The sequence below is a fragment of the Subtercola sp. PAMC28395 genome, from assembly GCF_018889995.1.
Lineage (GTDB): Bacteria > Actinomycetota > Actinomycetes > Actinomycetales > Microbacteriaceae > Subtercola.
Genome location: NZ_CP076547.1, coordinates 2,654,503 through 2,672,432, shown reverse-complemented (window position 1 = coordinate 2,672,432; position 17,930 = coordinate 2,654,503). Strand labels below are relative to the sequence as shown.

At 64.9% G+C, this 17,930-nt stretch carries 17 protein-coding genes; 12 read left to right on the top strand and 5 right to left on the bottom strand.

Translation table 11 applies throughout. The features are described 5' to 3' along the window. Positions 1–10 precede the first annotated feature (10 nt). A complete protein-coding gene (locus KPL76_RS12275; protein ID WP_216333792.1) occupies positions 11–553 on the bottom strand; it encodes a GNAT family N-acetyltransferase in 543 nt (180 codons plus the stop codon). A 126-nt stretch (positions 554–679) separates the two neighbouring features. On the opposite strand from KPL76_RS12275, the gene dapB reads away from it, so the two are divergent. Both dapB and KPL76_RS12265 read left to right on the top strand, forming a co-directional pair. Next, entirely contained in the window at positions 680–1,504 is an 825-nt protein-coding gene (gene dapB / locus KPL76_RS12270) for a 4-hydroxy-tetrahydrodipicolinate reductase (RefSeq protein WP_216333791.1), read from the top strand. Positions 1,505–1,515: 11 nt separating this feature from the next. Further along, positions 1,516–2,064 carry a hypothetical protein gene (locus KPL76_RS12265; protein WP_371733900.1) on the top strand — a complete coding sequence of 183 codons (549 nt, stop codon included), beginning with the start codon at positions 1,516–1,518 and terminating at the stop codon, positions 2,062–2,064. Between the two features lie 3 nt (positions 2,065–2,067). On the opposite strand, the gene KPL76_RS12260 is transcribed toward KPL76_RS12265, so the two are convergent. The 3 genes from KPL76_RS12260 to KPL76_RS12250 form a co-directional block, all read right to left on the bottom strand. Next, positions 2,068–2,967, bottom strand: a complete 900-nt coding sequence (locus tag KPL76_RS12260) for a TIGR01777 family oxidoreductase (protein ID WP_216333790.1) — start codon at positions 2,965–2,967, stop codon at positions 2,068–2,070. Positions 2,968–3,032: 65 nt separating this feature from the next. Beyond that, a complete protein-coding gene (locus tag KPL76_RS12255; RefSeq protein ID WP_216333789.1) occupies positions 3,033–3,575 on the bottom strand; it encodes a DUF4395 domain-containing protein in 543 nt (180 codons plus the stop codon). Then, positions 3,572–4,099 carry a thioredoxin family protein gene (locus tag KPL76_RS12250; RefSeq protein WP_216333788.1) on the bottom strand — a complete coding sequence of 176 codons (528 nt, stop codon included), beginning with the start codon at positions 4,097–4,099 and terminating at the stop codon, positions 3,572–3,574. The genes KPL76_RS12255 and KPL76_RS12250 overlap by 4 nt, the downstream gene beginning before the upstream one ends. Positions 4,100–4,256: 157 nt before the next feature. Here KPL76_RS12250 and KPL76_RS12245 point away from each other — a divergent pair, with 157 nt between their 5' ends. The 5 genes from KPL76_RS12245 (at position 4,257) to KPL76_RS12225 (ending at position 11,739) form a co-directional block, all read left to right on the top strand. After that, the gene (locus KPL76_RS12245) at positions 4,257–5,540 is read left to right on the top strand and encodes an esterase family protein (RefSeq protein WP_216333787.1); all 1,284 of its coding nucleotides are present in this window, start codon (positions 4,257–4,259) and stop codon (positions 5,538–5,540) included. A 2-nt stretch (positions 5,541–5,542) separates the two neighbouring features. After that, positions 5,543–8,116 (top strand): bifunctional lysylphosphatidylglycerol flippase/synthetase MprF, encoded by a 2,574-nt coding sequence (locus KPL76_RS12240; protein ID WP_216333786.1) that lies wholly within the window; start codon positions 5,543–5,545, stop codon positions 8,114–8,116. A gap of 128 nt (positions 8,117–8,244) precedes the next feature. Beyond that, a complete protein-coding gene (leuA, locus tag KPL76_RS12235) occupies positions 8,245–10,011 on the top strand; it encodes a 2-isopropylmalate synthase (protein ID WP_216333785.1) in 1,767 nt (588 codons plus the stop codon). 99 nt (positions 10,012–10,110) lie between these two features. Beyond that, a complete protein-coding gene (gene recO / locus KPL76_RS12230; RefSeq protein WP_216333784.1) occupies positions 10,111–10,929 on the top strand; it encodes a DNA repair protein RecO in 819 nt (272 codons plus the stop codon). 6 nt (positions 10,930–10,935) lie between these two features. Beyond that, positions 10,936–11,739 carry an isoprenyl transferase gene (locus KPL76_RS12225; RefSeq protein WP_216333783.1) on the top strand — a complete coding sequence of 268 codons (804 nt, stop codon included), beginning with the start codon at positions 10,936–10,938 and terminating at the stop codon, positions 11,737–11,739. 114 nt (positions 11,740–11,853) lie between these two features. Here the strand turns inward: KPL76_RS12225 and KPL76_RS12220 are convergent, their stop codons facing one another. After that, positions 11,854–12,351, bottom strand: a complete 498-nt coding sequence (locus KPL76_RS12220) for an aminoacyl-tRNA deacylase (RefSeq protein ID WP_216333782.1) — start codon at positions 12,349–12,351, stop codon at positions 11,854–11,856. A gap of 58 nt (positions 12,352–12,409) precedes the next feature. On the opposite strand from KPL76_RS12220, the gene KPL76_RS12215 reads away from it, so the two are divergent. From KPL76_RS12215 to dnaG, 5 genes are all read left to right on the top strand, one after another. Continuing rightward, positions 12,410–13,132 carry a DsbA family protein gene (locus KPL76_RS12215; protein ID WP_216333781.1) on the top strand — a complete coding sequence of 241 codons (723 nt, stop codon included), beginning with the start codon at positions 12,410–12,412 and terminating at the stop codon, positions 13,130–13,132. After that, positions 13,129–13,347, top strand: coding sequence for a hypothetical protein (locus tag KPL76_RS12210; protein WP_216333780.1), 219 nt, complete (start codon positions 13,129–13,131; stop codon positions 13,345–13,347). Before KPL76_RS12215 ends, KPL76_RS12210 begins: the two co-directional genes overlap by 4 nt. A 64-nt stretch (positions 13,348–13,411) precedes the next feature. Continuing rightward, positions 13,412–14,602: a tRNA dihydrouridine synthase DusB gene (dusB, locus tag KPL76_RS12205; protein ID WP_216333779.1), complete on the top strand. Its 1,191-nt coding sequence runs from the start codon at positions 13,412–13,414 to the stop codon at positions 14,600–14,602. After that, positions 14,592–15,941, top strand: a complete 1,350-nt coding sequence (locus tag KPL76_RS12200; RefSeq protein WP_371733899.1) for a deoxyguanosinetriphosphate triphosphohydrolase — start codon at positions 14,592–14,594, stop codon at positions 15,939–15,941. Before dusB ends, KPL76_RS12200 begins: the two co-directional genes overlap by 11 nt. Positions 15,942–15,974: 33 nt before the next feature. Then, on the top strand, positions 15,975–17,876 hold the full coding sequence (gene dnaG, locus KPL76_RS12195; RefSeq protein ID WP_216333778.1) for a DNA primase: 1,902 nt from the start codon (positions 15,975–15,977) through the stop codon (positions 17,874–17,876). Positions 17,877–17,930: the final 54 nt, after the last annotated feature.

Below are 17,930 nucleotides of genomic sequence, written 5' to 3'. Positions count from 1 at the left end.
ACGGCTGACGCTACTGCAGCTGTTTCGCGTACCAGTTCGTTGCGTTCGCATTGTCGTTGTACGGTTCGGTCTGATCGTAACCGAGTCGGGCGTAGAGCCGTGCGGCGGCGGTGAGGCGCGCATTCGTGTCGAGAACCAGCTGCGTCGCACCGAATTCACGAGCTCGCTCCTCCAGCTCATTCATCAGCGCAATCGCCCAACCCCTGCCTCGGGCGGCTTCGCCGAGCCAGACGTGTTTCACCTCGAAGCGCACCGGGGTCGCGTCGCTGACGGTACCCCGTTCTCGCTTAGCGGCAGCCGTGCCAGCGCCACCCGGAGCGTCATCCGCGGATGCCCGGGGGAGCAGCCTGATGCCGCCGCACCCCACTGCTGCGTTGTCGTCGTCGATCACGAGCAGGAACACGCCCGCGGGGGGAGTGAAGGCGTCGGCCGTCGGGAACCGAGTGGTGTACACGCCACCGGCCTCGGTGAATTCGAGTTCCCGGCTGCCGAAGTAGTCACTCAGCAGCCGAACGGAATCCGGCCGTGTCACGGCGGCCTCACGCAGGTGCATGCCACCCAGCCTAGGTGAGCGCTCGTGGAGTGCCGCCGTCGGTTCGAGCCGGCGCTTCGTAGGGGTCGCGAAAGGAACGGGCATCCTTCGCACAGAGTCATCAGCGGCGCTTGGTAGATTGGCACCATGAGTACGAAGGTTGCCGTTGTCGGCGCGACGGGCAAGATGGGCCAGCTGGCAACGAAGCTGATCGAGGCCAGCGCCGAATTCGAGGTGTTCGCCTCCCTCGGCTCGACAGACTCCTTCGACCGGATGATCGGAGCAGACCTCGTTCTCGACGTGACCGTTCCCGGGGTGAGCCAGGGTGTCGTCGATTTCGCTGTCGCCCACGGCATCAACGTGCTGGTGGGAACGAGCGGATGGTCGGGTGACCGTATTCTCGCCCTCGAACACACTCTCGCCGCCCGTCCCGACACTGGCGTCGTGATCGTACCGAATTTCTCGCTCGGCTCGGTTCTCGCAACGGCTTTCTCCGCCATGGCGGCGCAGTTCTACGATTCGATCGAGATCATCGAGGCTCACGGCTCCACCAAGGTCGACTCGCCCTCGGGCACTGCCGTGCGAACGGCCGAGCTGATCGGTGAAGCCCGCGCCGGTGTCGGGCCTGTCTCTGCCCCGCACACCGACCAGCGGGCCAGGGGCCAGCAGGTCGCCAGCATTCCCGTTCACAGTCTGCGGCTGCGCGGCGTCGTTGCCAAGCAGGATGTGATCTTCGGCGGAACGGGTGAGGTGCTCACCATCAGCCATGAGACCATCTCCCCGAGCGCCTATGAAACGGGAATCCTCCTCGGCTTGCGAGCGGCTGCCAGCGCCCGAGGAGTCGTCGTCGGGCTCGACAAGCTCCTGAACCTCTCAGCTCTTCTCTCAGCCCCGCGTTCGGCCGCCGACAGCGGTTGGGCGCCTGAGCCTGAGAGCGTCTCGGGCCAGGCCGCCCGGGCGACGATCGCGTGAGGGCCGACCCTGTGAATGAGAAGAGCGGCCCGGATGAGAACGGCTCCCTGGGGCAGACGGACCCGTCGAACACGACTGGTCCTTCGAATGAGATCGGTGTTGTGAAAGGCAGAGGAGTTTCGAAGGGCAAAGTCGCCGCGTTCGTCATGTCCGCCCTCTTGGTGGTCTATCTCGTGCTGGTGTTCCAGCACGCCCTGCTGTTCATCGGTACAGGCGCTCCGGCCGGAGTTGCGATCGGCGTCGCCCTGATCGTCTTCCCGATCGTCGGCGCCTGGGCGCTCTACCGCGAACTCCTCTTCGGCTTCCGCACCCAGAAGCTGGTGGGTCTGCTTCGAGACGACGATCTGTTGCCAGTGGATGATCTGCCCAAGCGTCCCAGTGGCCGACCGTTCCGCGCCGCAGCAGACGCTGACTTCGAGACCTACCGCGACGAAGTCGAGGCAGCTCCAGAGAGCTGGCAGGCGTGGTTTCGGCTGGGGCTTGCCTATGACGCCAGCGGAGATCGCAAACGGGCGCGCAAGGCCCTTCGACAGGCGATCGCTTTCTACGAGAAGGCTTAGGGACTAGCTCGCGAGGGCGGCGGCCAGTGTGTCGTCGAGCGAGGTGTCCCTGAAGGTGAAACCGTCGGCGACGATCAGCTGTGAAGACTCGTTCTGGTCGGAGAGGATGAGCTCACGCCCCGCGTCGGCCAGTGCCCCTTTGATCGCCCAGGCGGGCGCGGGCAGCCAGTAGGGCCGGTGCACGAGTTCGGCGATCGCGCGCATGACCTCGGATGCTGTCGCCGGGGTGGGAGCGGCGAGATTGACCGGCCCGGTCAGGTCTGAACCGAGCAGGTGCACGATGGCGGCCGCCTCGTCATGAAGGCTGATCCACGGCCAGTGCTGTTCACCGGTACCGAGCGGACCCGCTCCGCCGAGAAGGGCTATCCGCCGGAGCGTCGCGACGAGGCCACCTTTGCCGATCACCACCCCGGTCCTGAAATTCGTGACCTTCGTCGCAGGCTCGGCGAGGCGCGATGCGGCCTCCCAGGCGTCGACGACCTTCGGAAGAAAGCCCTCACCGATCGGAGATGCTTCAGTCAGCAGTTCGCCGGGACGATTACCGTAGTAGCCCACAGCCGAGCCGCTGAGAAAGACTGTGGGAGGGTTCTTGGCCTTCGTGATGGCCGAAGCCAGCGTCGAGGTGGCATTGACCCGTGACTCGAGAATCACGCGCTTGTAGGCCAGTGTCCACGGGAGTCTCGAGATCGATGCCCCCGAAAGGTTGATGACGGCATCTGCGCGTTCGATGGTCTCAGGGTTCAACCACCCGGCATCCGGGTCCCACATGCGTTCGTCGGGGTGATGCGTGGGGTGGCGCACCAGGTTCACGACGACGTGACCCGATGAACGGAGCTGCCTGGAGACCTCGGTGCCGATGAAGCCAGATCCGCCGGCGATCAGAACGGTGTGCGTGTCGGTCATAACGTGGCCTTGGCCTCCTGGATCGGTTTCTCCAGACTACTCGCCACGGACGGCAGGGTGAGGTTTCAGGCTGTGAGTGCCGGCTTCGCCTTCGTGACCCGGATGAGCAGCAGGTACAGCTGGCACCCGAGGCAGTATCCGAATACCGAGTTGAGGAACGCGGCTACAAAGGCCGCCGCGGCCGCGATCACGACGGCGTACGGAACGCCGGCGAGTGCCAGCACAAGCCCGGCAAGGGTGATGACGAAGCCGACGCCCTGGGCGAATGTCGGCGGCTTCGGGTCTTCCAGCTCCGTGGGAGCGGAGAGTCGTGGCCGGATCACCGTGCGAAAGAGCCGGCCGTACGGGTGGCGTTTGACTCCGGCGAACGCCCCCCAGGCGAACAGCACGCTGATGATCGCGAGCAGAATGAAGGAAGGCTCGGCGGCTCGGCCGCCGACGGTTGCAGGAGGTGATGCAGCTGAACCCAACCCGAGAAGCAGCACCGTGATCAAGTGTACGGCCGTGATGCCAGCGCTGAACCGGGGGCCGCGCGGGTCGATTCCGAGCGTCGCTGCAGGGCCCGGAGACGTGCTCGCGGATGTGGCGGAAGCTCTGGACGTGCTCAATGGTCGCTCCTGACTGATCGGGTGGACCGGAGTGAGGCGAGCTCGGCCTCGACGACGCCCGGTCGGGGCGCCCCGCCGATACGGGCCGTGATGCGACCATCTCGGTCGAGAATGAAGGTGGTGGGCGTCTGGAGGATCCGGAACCTGTTTGCCAGGTCTCCACGGTGAGTCAGGTCGACATCGACATGACTCACGTCGTCGTATTGCTCGGCCAGCTGCCCCAGCCGCCTGCGCGTGGCCGGGCACGTTGAGCAGAATTCCGTCGAGAACTGCAGGAGGGTCGCGTGATCCCCGAAAGTGACGTCGGGCCCGAATTCAGACTCGACGAGGCCTGCGCTGCCACCGGACGCGGTGTCGTTCCCGAGGTCATTCGAAGAGACCGACGTCGAAGCACGTCGCTCTCCCCGCCTCTGCCGAGCATCCACTGTTCCCACAGCCGTGCCCTGGCTTCGACGCCACAGCAACCCGAGAACTGTCGACGCACCGACGAGGGCGAGAACGATGAGGATGGAGGTCAGCGTCATGATGTGACCACGGTACGCGCGGGGGCGGGCAGTCCGACGGATTATGACCTGAGATTACGAACAGGCGTCGCATGGCAAACGTTCAGAGTGTCAGGGCACACTGGGTGCTGCATTGCTGGGGCAGCGAGTGAGGGTGAACATGGGCTCATGGGGAACCATGAGCATGATCGAGGGTCCGCTCGTCATCGCTCTGTGCTCAGCATCCGTGGCGCTCCTCCTCTTTCTCGTTCTCGTCAGACCGGGGCCGCGGTGGCCGAGGCGTTCGTATTCGACAGCTCTTGCCGTGGCGGCCGGCGCAGGGGCCCTGGTCGGCGCGGCCGCGACCTGGCTCACAGACGACGTGCTGAACGTCGTCGGTGTCGACTTCTCGTTCGCGACCCGGCTCTGGATTGCCGGCACGTTCGCCGGTGTCGCTCTGGCGCTGTGTTCATTCTGGCGATCTAGGTGGTACCGCAAGGCACTCGGCCTCTGTGCTGTCTTCCTGTTTCTCGTCACAGGCGCCGTCGGTATCAACATCGACTTCGGCACGTACCCCACTCTCAACTCGCTGCTCGGTGTGAGCCCCTACGATTCGGTCTCGCTGCCTGTCATCGGCGCATCCCACGACTACTCCTCGCCGTTGTCGGCGAGTTGGTCGGCACCCCAGGGAATGCCGACGAAAGGTGTTGTCGCATCGGTCGCCATCCCGGCCACGGTTTCTGGATTCGTTGCGAGAAAGGCACTCGTGTATCTGCCACCGGCTGCGCTGACCGCCGTTCCTCCTGTGCTGCCGGTCGTCATCACCCTGTCGGGCCAACCCGGGCAGCCCTCCGACCCGCTGGTCTCCGGGCACCTGATCGAGACCCTCGACGCCCTCGCCCAGGCGCATGCGGGCCTCGCGCCGATCGTGGTCTCACCCGACCAGCTCGGTGACGCGCAGAACAATCCGATGTGCGTCGACGGCGCCCTGGGCAACTCGGCAACATATCTCACCGTCGACGTCGTGAACTGGATCAGGTCCTCGCTTCCGGTCGCTGCCCCCGGGCCGGAGTGGGGTATTGCCGGATTCTCACAGGGCGGTACCTGCTCGATCCAGCTCGGAGCCGGGCATCCGGAACTCTTCGGGGCAATTCTGGACGTGTCGGGGGAGCTGGTACCGGCCAACGGCGATGAACAGGAGACCATCGACTCCGGGTTCGCGGGTAGTCGGGCCGCCTATCTCGCTGCGCTGCCCGAGGCCATTCTGAAGGCTCGGGCACCGTATTCGACTTTCGCTGTCTTCTCGGCGGGCCAGAACGACACGATCTACCAGCCCGATTCACTCGTGCTGTCTGGCGCTGCCCGCGCTGCCGGCATGACCGTTTCCTATTTCGAAGCCCCGGACAGCGCCCACGACTACACGACAGCGACGTATGCTTTCGGTCGTGGGTTCGCCGAACTCTCCGCTCACTGGGGGCTCTGATCATGACGGTATCTCTGGCTCCTCGCCCCACCGTGGCGCCCTCTGCCTCGTCACCGGGCCTGGCGAGGCGACGACTTCGGCGATTCATCTCCTGGCTCGGCCGTTGGGCTTCGTCCATTCCATTCACCTGGACCATCGCTGGTGTCGCGACGGTAGTGAGCGTGCTGCAGCTGGTCTTCCATGCGTCGCTCTACCGGATTCTCGACGGGGTGCTGTCGCAGAGCTTCGACTCGGTGGTCACCCAGCATCACTGGTTCGCGCCAGTGACCTCGGTGCTCATCGGGGCCAGAGCCCTGCACATCGTCGTACTGCTGCCGCTGATCCTGGTGGTGCTCGGTGCGGCTGAACGCCTGATGGGAACCTGGCGAACGGTCATCGTCTACCTGAGCGTCGCCATCCTCGGCGGAATCCTGGGCGTGCTCGTCGAGGGAATCGGTCTCTGGCTCGGTCTGATCGCCGCGGAGCAGGTGCGTTCGCAGGCCACCATCGACCCCGTGATCCCGATCGTCGGCACGATCATGGCCGCGAGCGCCTTCACCGGCCCGCTTCTGCGGCGCCGTATCCGGCTGCTGGGTTTCGCCGGTCTCCTCATGTTCGTTCTGTACTCCGGTGAGCCGCGAGACCTCTACCGGGTGATCGCCGCACTCGCCGGTCTCATAATCGGGTCCCTCTGGAACCGGCGCCTGAACCGTATGCCGGTGACACGGCTGAACCTGACGCGCAGTTCGCATCGGGAACGCCGATCGCTGCTCGCCGCCCTGGTCGCGATCACGGCAGTCGGCCCCCTCATCACCATCATCACGCCGAGTGGTTTCGGCCCGCTGCAGCCACTGGGGCTGCTCTTTCGAGACACCCTCGGCTCAGTCGCCGGGGTGGACGACTGTGCTGCGGTCGGCTACAGCGATGCCTGCGCGGATTCGTTCTCGCTGGCCAGGCTCGACGGCCCCGGCCCCGTGCTCGTCACCGTTCTTCCGCTTGTAGTGCTGGTGATCTCGGCGATCGGCATCCTCCGCGGCCGCCGTGTCGCGCTCTGGCTGGCCGTGAGCGTGAACGTCTTCCTGTCGGTGCTGGGAATCGCCTACTACGGCGTTCTGCCTGCGGTGGGGACCAACACCTTCTTCGACCTCTCCAACGGGCAGTTCGACCAGTACAGCATCTCCGTGATCATCTCCATTGCGCTGCCCCTGGTCATCGCCGCCGTACTCGTCTTCAACCTGCGCATCTTCCCGACGGAGTTCTCTGAAGGAGCAACCCCCCGCTTCTTCCTGGGTGTCGGCGTCGCCTTCATCGTCATTTCGCTTGTGTACCTCGCCCTCGCACTGATGTTCCGTGGCCAGTTCGATCCGGTCGTCTCTCTCTCCGACCTCCTGACCGACCTGCCGGAGCGCTTCATGCCGGTCGGTTTCCTCTCCCTCGAGCGGGTCGATGTCTTTCCCGTCGGTGACGCAGCCCGCTTCGTGTACGGCTGGGTCGGCCCGGCCTTCTGGTTCAGCGTCATCGTCGCCGCGATTCTGTCGATCTCGCACGTTCGGCTCGGTTCTGCCGCAAACGCCAATGCGATCATCCGATCGCTTCTGCACCGCGGTGGCCGCGGCTCGTTGTCATGGATGGCGACCTGGCCCGGGAACCACTACTGGTTCTCTGAAGGTCGTACCTCTGCAGTCGCCTACCGGGTCGTGAACGGTGTGGCGATCGCCCTCGGTGAACCTCTGGGCGACCCGGATGATCGGGCCGCCGCGATTCGGGAATTCACCGTCTTCTGCACCAACCACGGCTGGACGCCGGTGTTCTACGTCGTCTCGGCAGACATGCAACCCGTTTTCGACGAGTTGCGGTGGTCGCTGCTGCAGATAGCCGAAGAGGCGACCATCGATCCTCGGGCCTTCTCGTTGCAGGGCAAGAAGATGCAGGACATCCGTACGTCGATAAACAAGGCGGTGAAGACCGGAGTACGAGCGGAATTGACCGCGTACCACAACCTGACACTGCCGCAGATCGCCCAGATCAGGGACATCTCGGAAGGCTGGATCGCGGAGAAGGATCTGCCCGAGATGGGCTTCACACTCGGCGGGGTCGATGAGCTGACCGACCCCGAGGTGAAGCTCATGCTTGCCTTCGACGACTCAGGAACGATTCTCGCTGTGACGAGCTGGCTCCCCACCTACCGCGACAGGCAGGTCATCGGCTGGACACTGGACTTCATGCGGCGCCGCCAGGGCGCCATGAACGGGATCATGGAGTTCACGATCGCCGAGACGGTGCTGGCTGCCCGCGACGCGGGGCTGGAGTTCGTGAGCTTGTCGGCGGCACCGCTTGCGCACACCGAATCAGCTGGGGCCGGGCAGGAGGGGGCCCGCGCAGCGGTATTGGGAGTGTTGGGCCGGGCGCTCGAACCGATCTACGGTTTTCGCTCACTGCTCGTGTTCAAGCAGAAATTCCGGCCCCGGAACGTTCCGCTGTACCTGGCGTACGCCGACCCGCTGTCGTTACCGGCGGTCGGCGTCGCATTGACGCGCGCCTACGTGCCCACTTTTTCAGCACGGCATGCTCTCGGCTTCCTCAGTCGCTCGGCATAGTGCTACCCTGAAAGGGTGTCTTTCGGTCTGCTCCTTCTTAGCTGCCGCGACGAGCGCTAACAGGGCTCCCTCGTCGCGGAGTTTGTCGTTGGCCCTCCCCCATACGCTGAACCGCAGGAGAAGAACCCGTGAAGAATCATCAGACCGCATCGGCAATGCCGATCCACAAGTACCGCCCGTACACCGAGACGTTCGCCGTCGATCTGCCTGATCGCACCTGGCCGTCCACCGTCATCACCGAGGCCCCGCGCTGGTGCGCGGTCGACCTGCGCGACGGCAACCAGTCGCTCATCGACCCGATGAACCCCGAGCGCAAGCGCATCATGTTCGACCTGCTGGTGCGCATGGGGTACAAGGAGATCGAGGTCGGGTTTCCGAGCGCAAGCCAGACCGACTTCGATTTCGTTCGCAGCCTCATCGACGAAGACGCCATTCCGGCCGATGTCACGATCCAGGTTCTGACGCAGGCCAGGGAACATCTGATCGAGCGCACCTACGAGTCGATCACCGGCGCGAAGCAGGCGATCGTCCACCTCTACAACTCCACGAGCATCCTGCAGCGTGATGTCGTGTTCAGAAGCGACAAGCAGGGCATCGTCGACCTGGCACTCGAAGGCGCGAGGCTGTGCCGCGAATACGAGAAGACGATTCCCGGAACGACCGTGTACTACGAGTACTCGCCAGAGAGCTACACGGGAACCGAACTCGACTTCGCTCTCGACATCACGAACCAGGTGCTGGAGATTCTCGAGCCGACCGCCGAACGCAAGGTGATCGTCAACCTGCCGTCGACCGTCGAAATGGCGACGCCGAACGTCTACGCCGATTCGATCGAGTGGATGTCCCGCAACCTGAACCACCGTGAGAACGTGATCATCTCGCTGCACCCGCACAACGACCGCGGCACGGCTGTCGCCGCCGCCGAGCTCGGCTACATGGCCGGCGCCGACCGCATCGAGGGGTGCCTCTTCGGCAACGGTGAGCGCACGGGAAACGTCGATCTCGTCGCGTTGGGCATCAACCTGTTCACCCAGGGCATCGACCCGCAGATCGACTTCAGCGACCTCGACGGGGTGCGCCGCACCGCCGAGTACTGCAACCAGCTCAAGGTGCACGAGCGCAGCCCCTGGGCAGGTGACCTGGTCTACACCGCTTTCAGTGGCTCCCACCAAGACGCGATCAAGAAGGGCTTCGAAGCGATGGAGGCCGATGCGGCCGCGCAGGGGGTGCACGTCGATTCGCTTCTCTGGGCTGTGCCGTACCTGCCCATCGACCCCAAAGACCTCGGTCGCAGCTATGAAGCCGTCATCAGGGTGAACTCGCAGTCAGGCAAGGGTGGGGTCGCCTACCTGCTCAAGAACGACCATGCGCTCGACCTTCCCCGTCGCCTGCAGATCGAATTCAGCGGTGTCGTGCAGGCCAAGACCGATGCCGAGGGCGGCGAGGTCACCAGTGACGAGATCTGGTCGATCTTCCAGGACGAGTACCTTCCGGCTCCGGCCTCCAGGTCAGAAGACAAATGGGGCCGGTTCGAACTCACTCGCACGAGCACATCGAGCGATCTGAACGGCACGACCTCGCTCACCGTCGACCTGCGGGTCGGTGAGGAGACGCGCGAGATCGTCGGTTCGGGCAACGGCCCGATTGCTGCGTTCCTCGACGTACTCGGTACAGAGGGTGTCGAAGTCCGGGTGTTCGACTACGTCGAACATGCGCTGAGCGCCGGGGGAGACGCCCTGGCCGCGGCCTACGTCGAGTGCCAGGTCGAAGGTGTCACCTATTGGGGCGTCGGAATCGACGCGGACATCTCGACGGCTTCGCTGAAAGCTGTCGTCTCGGCCGTCAACCGCGCCATCCGTGTGACTGGTCGCGATCGCCAGCTCGCGGCTGTCTGACCCTCTGGCGCGTTGAGTGGCTGGCAGGCCGACCGTCCGGGGACACGGGCGTGCGGCCCTGCTTCCGGCCGGTGTGCGGTGCATGACCGATAATTGACTGTGCCCCTCTACCGAGACGACGTGGTCGTGCTTCGTACCCACAAGCTGGGCGAAGCCGACCGCATCGTCACCATGCTCTCGCGACAGAATGGCAAGATCCGTGCTGTCGCCAAGGGTGTGCGCCGAACGGCGTCCAAATTCGGCGCACGCCTCGAGCCGTTCATGGTGGCCGACGTGCAGTTCTTCGAGGGCCGAACGCTCGACACCATCACGCAGGCCGAGACCATCGCCTCGTACGGTGCGGAGATCTCGGCCGACTACGCCAGCTACACCGCGGCAAGCGCAATGGTCGAGACCGCCGACAAGCTCACAGAAGCCGATGCCACCCAACAGCAGTACCTCCTCCTTGTGGGCGCCCTCCGTTCGCTGGCCCGCGGGGAGCACGGTTCGAGCCTCACGCTCGACTCCTATCTGCTCAGGGCGTTGTCGATGGCGGGCTGGGCGCCGAGTTTCTCCGATTGCGCTGTCTCCGGTGCGCCGGGCCCGCATTCGGCCTTCGTCGTTCAGCTCGGCGGGGTGGTGAGCGACGAACTCGCCCCTCCCGGCACTCCCAGACTCGACCAGGCCACGCTGGGCCTTTTGAGCGCCCTGCTCACCGGTGACTGGGCAACCGCAGACTCCGCCGCAGAACGTGTCCGTTCGCAGGCGAGTGGTATCGTCGCCGCCTACACCCAGTGGCACCTTGAACGGGGGCTGAAATCGCTCCAGCATGTGGACCGCTCGAATTCGACCATCCATACCCTGCGAGAGGCGCAACTCGCACGCCTGAGCAGCCCCACGGTGCTGGTCGACCAGCGTGATCCACGAACGAAAGCCTGAAATCTCATGAGCCGTGTGCAGAAGACCTCCCCCCTCGCGGCCGAATTCCGGCCGCTCGACTACACAGGTGTCTACCCGCCCGAGATTCCGCGGTCGCAGGTGCCAGCTCACGTCGCCATCGTGATGGACGGCAATGGGCGCTGGGCCAATGCCCGCGGACTCACCAGGGTCGAGGGTCACAAGGCAGGCGAAGCGTCGCTGCTCGATGTTGTGGCCGGCGCCATCCAGATCGGCGTGAAACACCTCAGTGTCTATGCCTTCTCCACCGAGAACTGGAAGCGCTCGCCCGATGAGGTGCGATTCCTGATGGGCTTCAACCGCGAAGTGCTGCACCGTCGCCGCGACCAGCTCAACGAGTGGGGAGTGCGCGTGCGCTGGGCCGGCCGCAGACCCAGGCTCTGGGCTTCCGTCATCAACGAACTGCAGTTCGCCGAACGCCTGACAGAAGCAAACACCACCCTCACTCTCACCATGTGCGTCAACTACGGTGGCAGGAACGAGCTGACGGATGCTGTGCAGGCCATTGCCGCAGAGGTCGCCGCCGGGCGGCTGAAGCCCGGAGGCATCTCAGAGAAGGTGATCCAGCGCCACCTCTACGTTCCAGACCTCCCCGACGTGGACCTGTTCGTGCGCAGCTCAGGGGAGCAGCGCACCAGCAATTTCATGCTCTGGCAGTCGGCCTATGCCGAGATGGTGTTTCTCGACCGACTGTGGCCGGACTTCTCCCGCACCGACCTGTGGGAGGCCATCGACCACTACGCCGGACGCTCCCGCCGTTTCGGTGGTGCGGTAGACGCCCCGAAACCGTAGCCTCATCCACCGTCCCACCCACCCGCACCACCTTCTCGTGCTGCCCCGGTCCCCATCGACTTTCCCGAAGGTGCAAGCGAATCGCGAATTCCCTGCACCTTCGGGAGAGTCGACCTAGGGTCTTGAACTCGAGCGGGGCTGCAGGGGGTCTGTAATGTCGGCGACAGTGGCATCGAATGACGCCAGCAGTGCGTCGGCGTCGACGAGCAGGCTGTGGCCGTGGGCTCCGGCGCCGAGCGCGATGCGTTTGCCGAGCATCCGTTCGTCTGCGATGACGGGCAGCAGGGTGGCGCTGCCGAGCGGGGTGATGGTGCCGCGCTCGTAGCCTGTTGCCTCGAAGGCGCGCTCAGGCGACGGCAGAGAGAGCTTGTTGACGCCCAGCAGGGCTCGGAGTTTCGACCAGCTGATCTGGCGATCGCCCGGCACCAGAGCGAACAGGTAGTCGCCGTCATGGCGTTTCACGACCAGCGACTTGACCACGTCAGAGGGCAGAAGGCCCAGCAGCGAGGCAGCCTCCTCGAGGCTGTTCGCCGGTGGGCGTTCGACGACCTCGACGGCGAGACCCCGTGCGCGTGCATCGTGGTCGACCCGTTCCGTAGCGCTTTGCGTCATGAATCCATCTAAGCGGATGCCCGGGAATACCACGCGCGGCCGTGTCGTTGCCCTGTGCATGAGTGAAGCTATCAAAGTCGACGTCTGGTCTGATATCGCCTGCCCCTGGTGCTACATCGGCAAGCGGCGACTCGAGGGTGGAATCGCCGAATACGCGGCGTCTGCAGGTGAGGGCGCTGCCCTTCCGATCGAGATCGAGTACCACAGCTTCGAACTCTCGCCAGACACGCCGGTTGACTTCGAAGGCAGTGAAGTGGACTTTCTTGCCGGGCACAAGGGTCTGGCTCCAGCCCAGGTCGAGGGCATGCTCGAGCGCGTCACCAGTATCGCCGAGAGTGTCGGACTGCACTACGACTATGACGCTCTTCAGCACACGAATACGGTGAAGGCCCACCAGCTGATTCACTATGCCAAGGCGCACGGCGTGCAGCTCGAAGCGAAGGAGCGCCTGCTGAAGGCATATTTCGAGGAGGGCCGTCACGTGGGGCGCGACGAAGACCTCGCCGACCTCGCTGCCGAAATCGGGCTCGATCGCGCCGACGCGCTTCGGTCCCTGCAGAGCAACGAGTTCCTCGCAGAGGTGAGGGCCGACCAGGCCCAGGCCGTGGAGTTCGGGATCCAGGGTGTGCCGTTCTTCGTCTTCGACTCCAAGTACGGTGTCTCGGGCGCCCAGGAGGAGTCGGCATTTGCCCAGGTCTTCGCACAGCTGGCCGAAGAACGCCGGGATACCGGCCTCGTCGACGTCGCGGCGGGGGCGGCCGATGCCGGGGTGTCTCGATGACGGAGAGTCGACCTGCCACCGCATCCCCAGCAGTGCCGTCGGTCGCGGCCCTGCCCGGCGTTGACGCCGGCGGCTCGTTGCGACGCATCGGATCGGCCTCCACCCTCTTCCGGCTTCTGGGCGACACCACCGGGTCAGCGGCCTGCGGCATCGATGGTGTCTGCACGGTGCCGGAGATCGACGACGAGAATTCCTCCACCGGACACACCCTGTAGGGGTCTCTGCACATGGCCACGCAAAACGGCGTGGCCTGCCCGAAACTCTGGGAGAATTGAAGCAATGTCTTCCCTTCCCACTCTCACCCGCACCCCGGGGTTCACAATCGGCCCGATCGAACTGGACGTGCCCGTTGTGCTCGCCCCGATGGCCGGCGTCACGAATACCGCGTACCGGCGACTCTGCCGCGAGTACGGCACGGGCCTCTTCGTCAGCGAGATGATCACGAGCCGTGCCCTCGTCGAACGCACGCCAGAGTCGATGCGACTCATCACCCACCACCCTTCAGAGACCATCAGGTCCATCCAGTTGTACGGCGTCGACCCCAAGACGATGGGCGAGGCGGTCACCATGCTGGTGGCAGAGAACCGCGCCGATCACATCGACATGAACTTCGGGTGCCCTGTACCGAAGGTCACACGCCGGGGCGGGGGCGCGGCCTTGCCCTGGAAGAGCGATCTCTTCCGCGGAATCGTCGAAGCGGCTGTCACCGCTGCCGGTGACATTCCGGTCACGGTCAAAATGCGCAAGGGCATCGATGACGATCACCTGACGTATCTCGAAGCGGCCCGCGCCGCAGAGGGTGCCGGTGTCGCCTCGATTGCCCTGCATGCCCGCACGGCCGCGGACTTCTATTCTGGTCACGCGGACTGGTCGGCCATCAGCAAGCTCAAAGAGACGATCACCAGCATCCCTGTGCTTGGCAACGGTGACATCTGGTCGGCCGACGACGCGCTCCGCATGGTCGACGAGACAGGGTGCGACGGCGTGGTCGTCGGCAGAGGGTGCCTCGGCAGGCCATGGTTGTTCGCCGATCTCACCGCAGCCTTTCGGGCTCGCGCCGGCGAGATCACCGAAGCCGAGTCCCTGGCCTCCCGCGTGCAGCCACCCCTCGGCGATGTCGCGCGGGCTCTGCGCCGCCACGCGGAGCTCCTGACCGAGTTCTACGATGGCGAGGAGCGGGCGTGCCGCGACATCCGCAAGCACGTCGCGTGGTACTTCAAGGGCTATCCGGTGGGTCACGAAATTCGAACGGCACTGGCCATGGTCACGAGCCTGTCGGAGATGGATGACCTGCTCGCAACCCTCGACGGCAGCCTGCCCTATCCCGGCGTCGACGCCGAAGGGCCTCGCGGTCGCGCCGGTCGCCCCAAGCGCCCTGCACTTCCGAACAAGTGGCTCGAGTCACGCTCGCTCGACACACCGGGCCTCGCCGAGCTCGCCGGTGCCGAATTGGAGCACAGTGGTGGCTGACACCGTGCAGGCAGCCACGGTAGTCGGCGACGCGGTCGAGGGATATTCGCTCCACGACACCGAGCGACCTCTACCCGAGGAGCACTACAGCAGGCGAAGCGATTTCGCCAGGGACAGGGCCAGGCTCCTGCACTCCGGCGCCCTTCGTCGTCTTGCCGCGAAGACCCAGGTACTCAGCCCCACGGCCGACCTCGATTTCGCCCGCAACCGGCTGACCCACTCCCTCGAGGTCGCCCAGGTCGGGCGTGAGCTCGCGTCGAGCCTCGGCCTCGACCCAGATGTGGTCGACACGGCGTGCCTCGCGCACGACCTCGGGCATCCGCCCTTCGGCCACAACGGCGAGCGGGCGCTCTCCGAATGGGCGGCAGACATCGGCGGGTTCGAAGGCAACGCCCAAAGCCTGCGCATTCTCACCCGACTCGAGCCCAAAGTCGTGGGGCCGAACGGTGAGAGTCAAGGGCTGAACCTCACCCGGGCATCCCTCGACGCCAGCTGCAAGTATCCGTGGGCGAGCGATGACGCGGTCAGTGACGCGAGCGGTCGGCAGAAGTTCGGGGTCTATGCCGACGACAGGGCGGTCTTCGAGTGGCTCCGCGAGGAGGCACCCCCGAGAGTGCTCTGCATCGAGGCGCAGGTGATGGATCTCTCCGACGACATCGCCTATTCGGTGCACGACTTCGAAGATGCCGTACTGAACGGTTACATCGATGTGTCGGCACTGGGTTCCCGGGTCAATCACGAAGAGCTGGTGACCAGCATGCAATCGTGGGTTGGCGGATCGTTCCGCTATGAAGAACTGATTGCCGCATTCGACAGGCTCGACTCCCTCGACGTCTGGGTCGACGAGTGGGACGGCGGCCGGGTCGCACAGGCGAAGCTCAAGAATCTGACCAGCCAGCTGATCGGGAGGTTCGCGGGTGCAGCAACCCAGGCAACCCGCGAGGCGTACCCCGGAGCCCAGCTGATCCGGTTCGGCGCGAACGTGGTGGTTCCCCGCAGTGTCGAGGTCGAGATCGCCGTTCTGAAAGGTATCGTCGCCGCTTTCGTGATGTCGAGTTCCAAACGCAAGCCGATCTACCGCACCCAGCGTGCCCTGCTGGTCGAACTCGCCGAGCTCCTTCATGCAAGCGGCGACCAGAACCTCGAGCCGGCGTTCGTCGGCGACTGGCGTGATGCAGCTTCAGACGCCGCGAGAAAGCGGGTGATCGTCGACCAGGTGGCGAGCCTCACCGACCAGTCGGCTCTGGCCTGGCACCGGCGACTCCTCGCACCGGCAGCACCCTTCGATCTTTCACCGGCGCTGGCGAGCCAGCGCCGGGCTGAATCGCCTGGGCACTGATGGCCGGGCTCAACTGATGGCCGGGCTCATCTGATGGCCGGGCTCATCCGGCGCGCCGACATCGACGAGGTTCGTTCGCGCATCAACATCGCCGATGTCGTCGGCGAGTTCGTCACGCTCAAGAGTGCCGGGGTCGGCTCCATGAAGGGGCTCTGCCCGTTTCACGATGAGCGGTCACCGAGCTTTCACGTGCGCCCCCAGGTGGGCTACTACCATTGCTTCGGTTGCGGTGAGGGGGGTGACGTCTTCACCTTCCTCCAGAAGATGGACCATGTCACCTTCAGTGAAGCGGTGGAACGACTCGCCTCCGGTATCGGCTTCGAACTCCACTACGAAGACGGCGGCCAGGCCAGCGATCACAGCAACAGGGCAAGGCTCCTGGCCGCGAACGAAGCCGCCAGGGAGTGGTTCATCGAGCAGCTCATGACCGACGGTGCCGATGAAGGCCGTCGCTTTCTCGGCGAGCGGGGGTTCGACGCTTCAGCGGCAGAGCGTTTCGGCGTCGGCTACGCGCCGCAGGGATGGGACAACCTCGGCAAGCACCTTCGAACCCGAGGGTTCACGAACGACGAACTCAGTGCTGCAGGGCTCACGAGCACAGGGGAGCGTGGCAGCTACGACCGCTTCCGGGGCCGCCTGGTCTGGCCCATTCGCGACCAGACCGGCCAGACCGTGGGTTTCGGCGCCCGGCGGCTCTTCGACGATGACAAGGGCCCGAAGTATCTCAACACACCCGAGACGCCGGTCTACCACAAGTCGCAGGTGCTCTACGGTCTGGACCTCGCCAAGCGCGACATCGCGCGCGGGCGGCAGGTCGTCGTTGTAGAGGGCTACACCGACGTCATGGCGTGTCACCTCGCCGGTGTGACGACGGCAGTCGCTACGTGTGGAACGGCATTCGGTGTCGACCACATCAAGATGATCCGGCGCATTCTTGGTGACGACACCGCCGGGTTGGGTGAGGTGGTCTTCACCTTCGACCCCGACGCTGCAGGCCAGAAGGCCGCCCTCCGTGCCTTCAGCGAAGAACAGCGGTTCGCGGCCCAGACGTACGTCGCCGTCGCCCCCGATGGGCTCGACCCCTGCGATCTGAGGCTGAACAAGGGCGACGACGCCGTTCGGCGCCTGATTTCGTCGAAGAAACCGATGTTCGAGTTCGTCATCAGGCAGAAGCTCTCTAACTACGACCTCAACACCGTAGAAGGCCGGGCAGGCGCCCTGCGCGACGCAGCACCTGTGGTCGCCGACATTCGCGACCCAGCGCTCCGCCCCGGCTACACCCGGGAACTGGCGAGACTGCTGGGAATCGACGTCGCGGAGGTCTCGCGGGCCGTTGAGGCAAGCAGGCGCAGTTCGCCAGATACGCCGGCTTCTTCCCGTTCAGAGAGTTCGTCCCGCTCCGAGAACGCTTCCCGACAGCTGGCAACGGCCTCAGACTCGACAGCTTCCCCGGTATCCGCTTTCTCGCTGACGCAGCTGCCTGGCACCACCCAGGTGAGGCTCGAACGCGATGCGCTCATGGCTATGCTCCAGTACCCGAAGTCTGTGGGTCGGGAACTGCTCGCACGGGCATCCCTCGTCGGCTTCAACAGCGAACCGCTCGCCGCGGTGCGCGATGCCATCGCCGTGTCGATCGATGACTACGAGCGGCCGGACTGGGTGGCGACGATCGTGGGGCGCGTGCCCCCACAGTTCACCACCCTGGTGGAACAGCTCGCGGTAGCTCCGATCCCCGAACGGCCAGAGCGCGAACTCGATGTCTACCTGAGGCGCGTCACCTCGTCACTGGTCGAACGCCACCTGGTACGGAGAAAAGAAGAAGTGCTCGGGCAGCTTCAGCGCACAGACGCAGTGGGTGCTCCGGAGCAGTACCGCTCCCTTCAACGGGAGCTCATGCAACTCGAGGCCGATCGACGCGCCATTCACGCGGAGTGACCGAGGGGGAGCATTAGGCTCGTTTCATGAGTGAGCCAGCGCATGAGCGAGCCA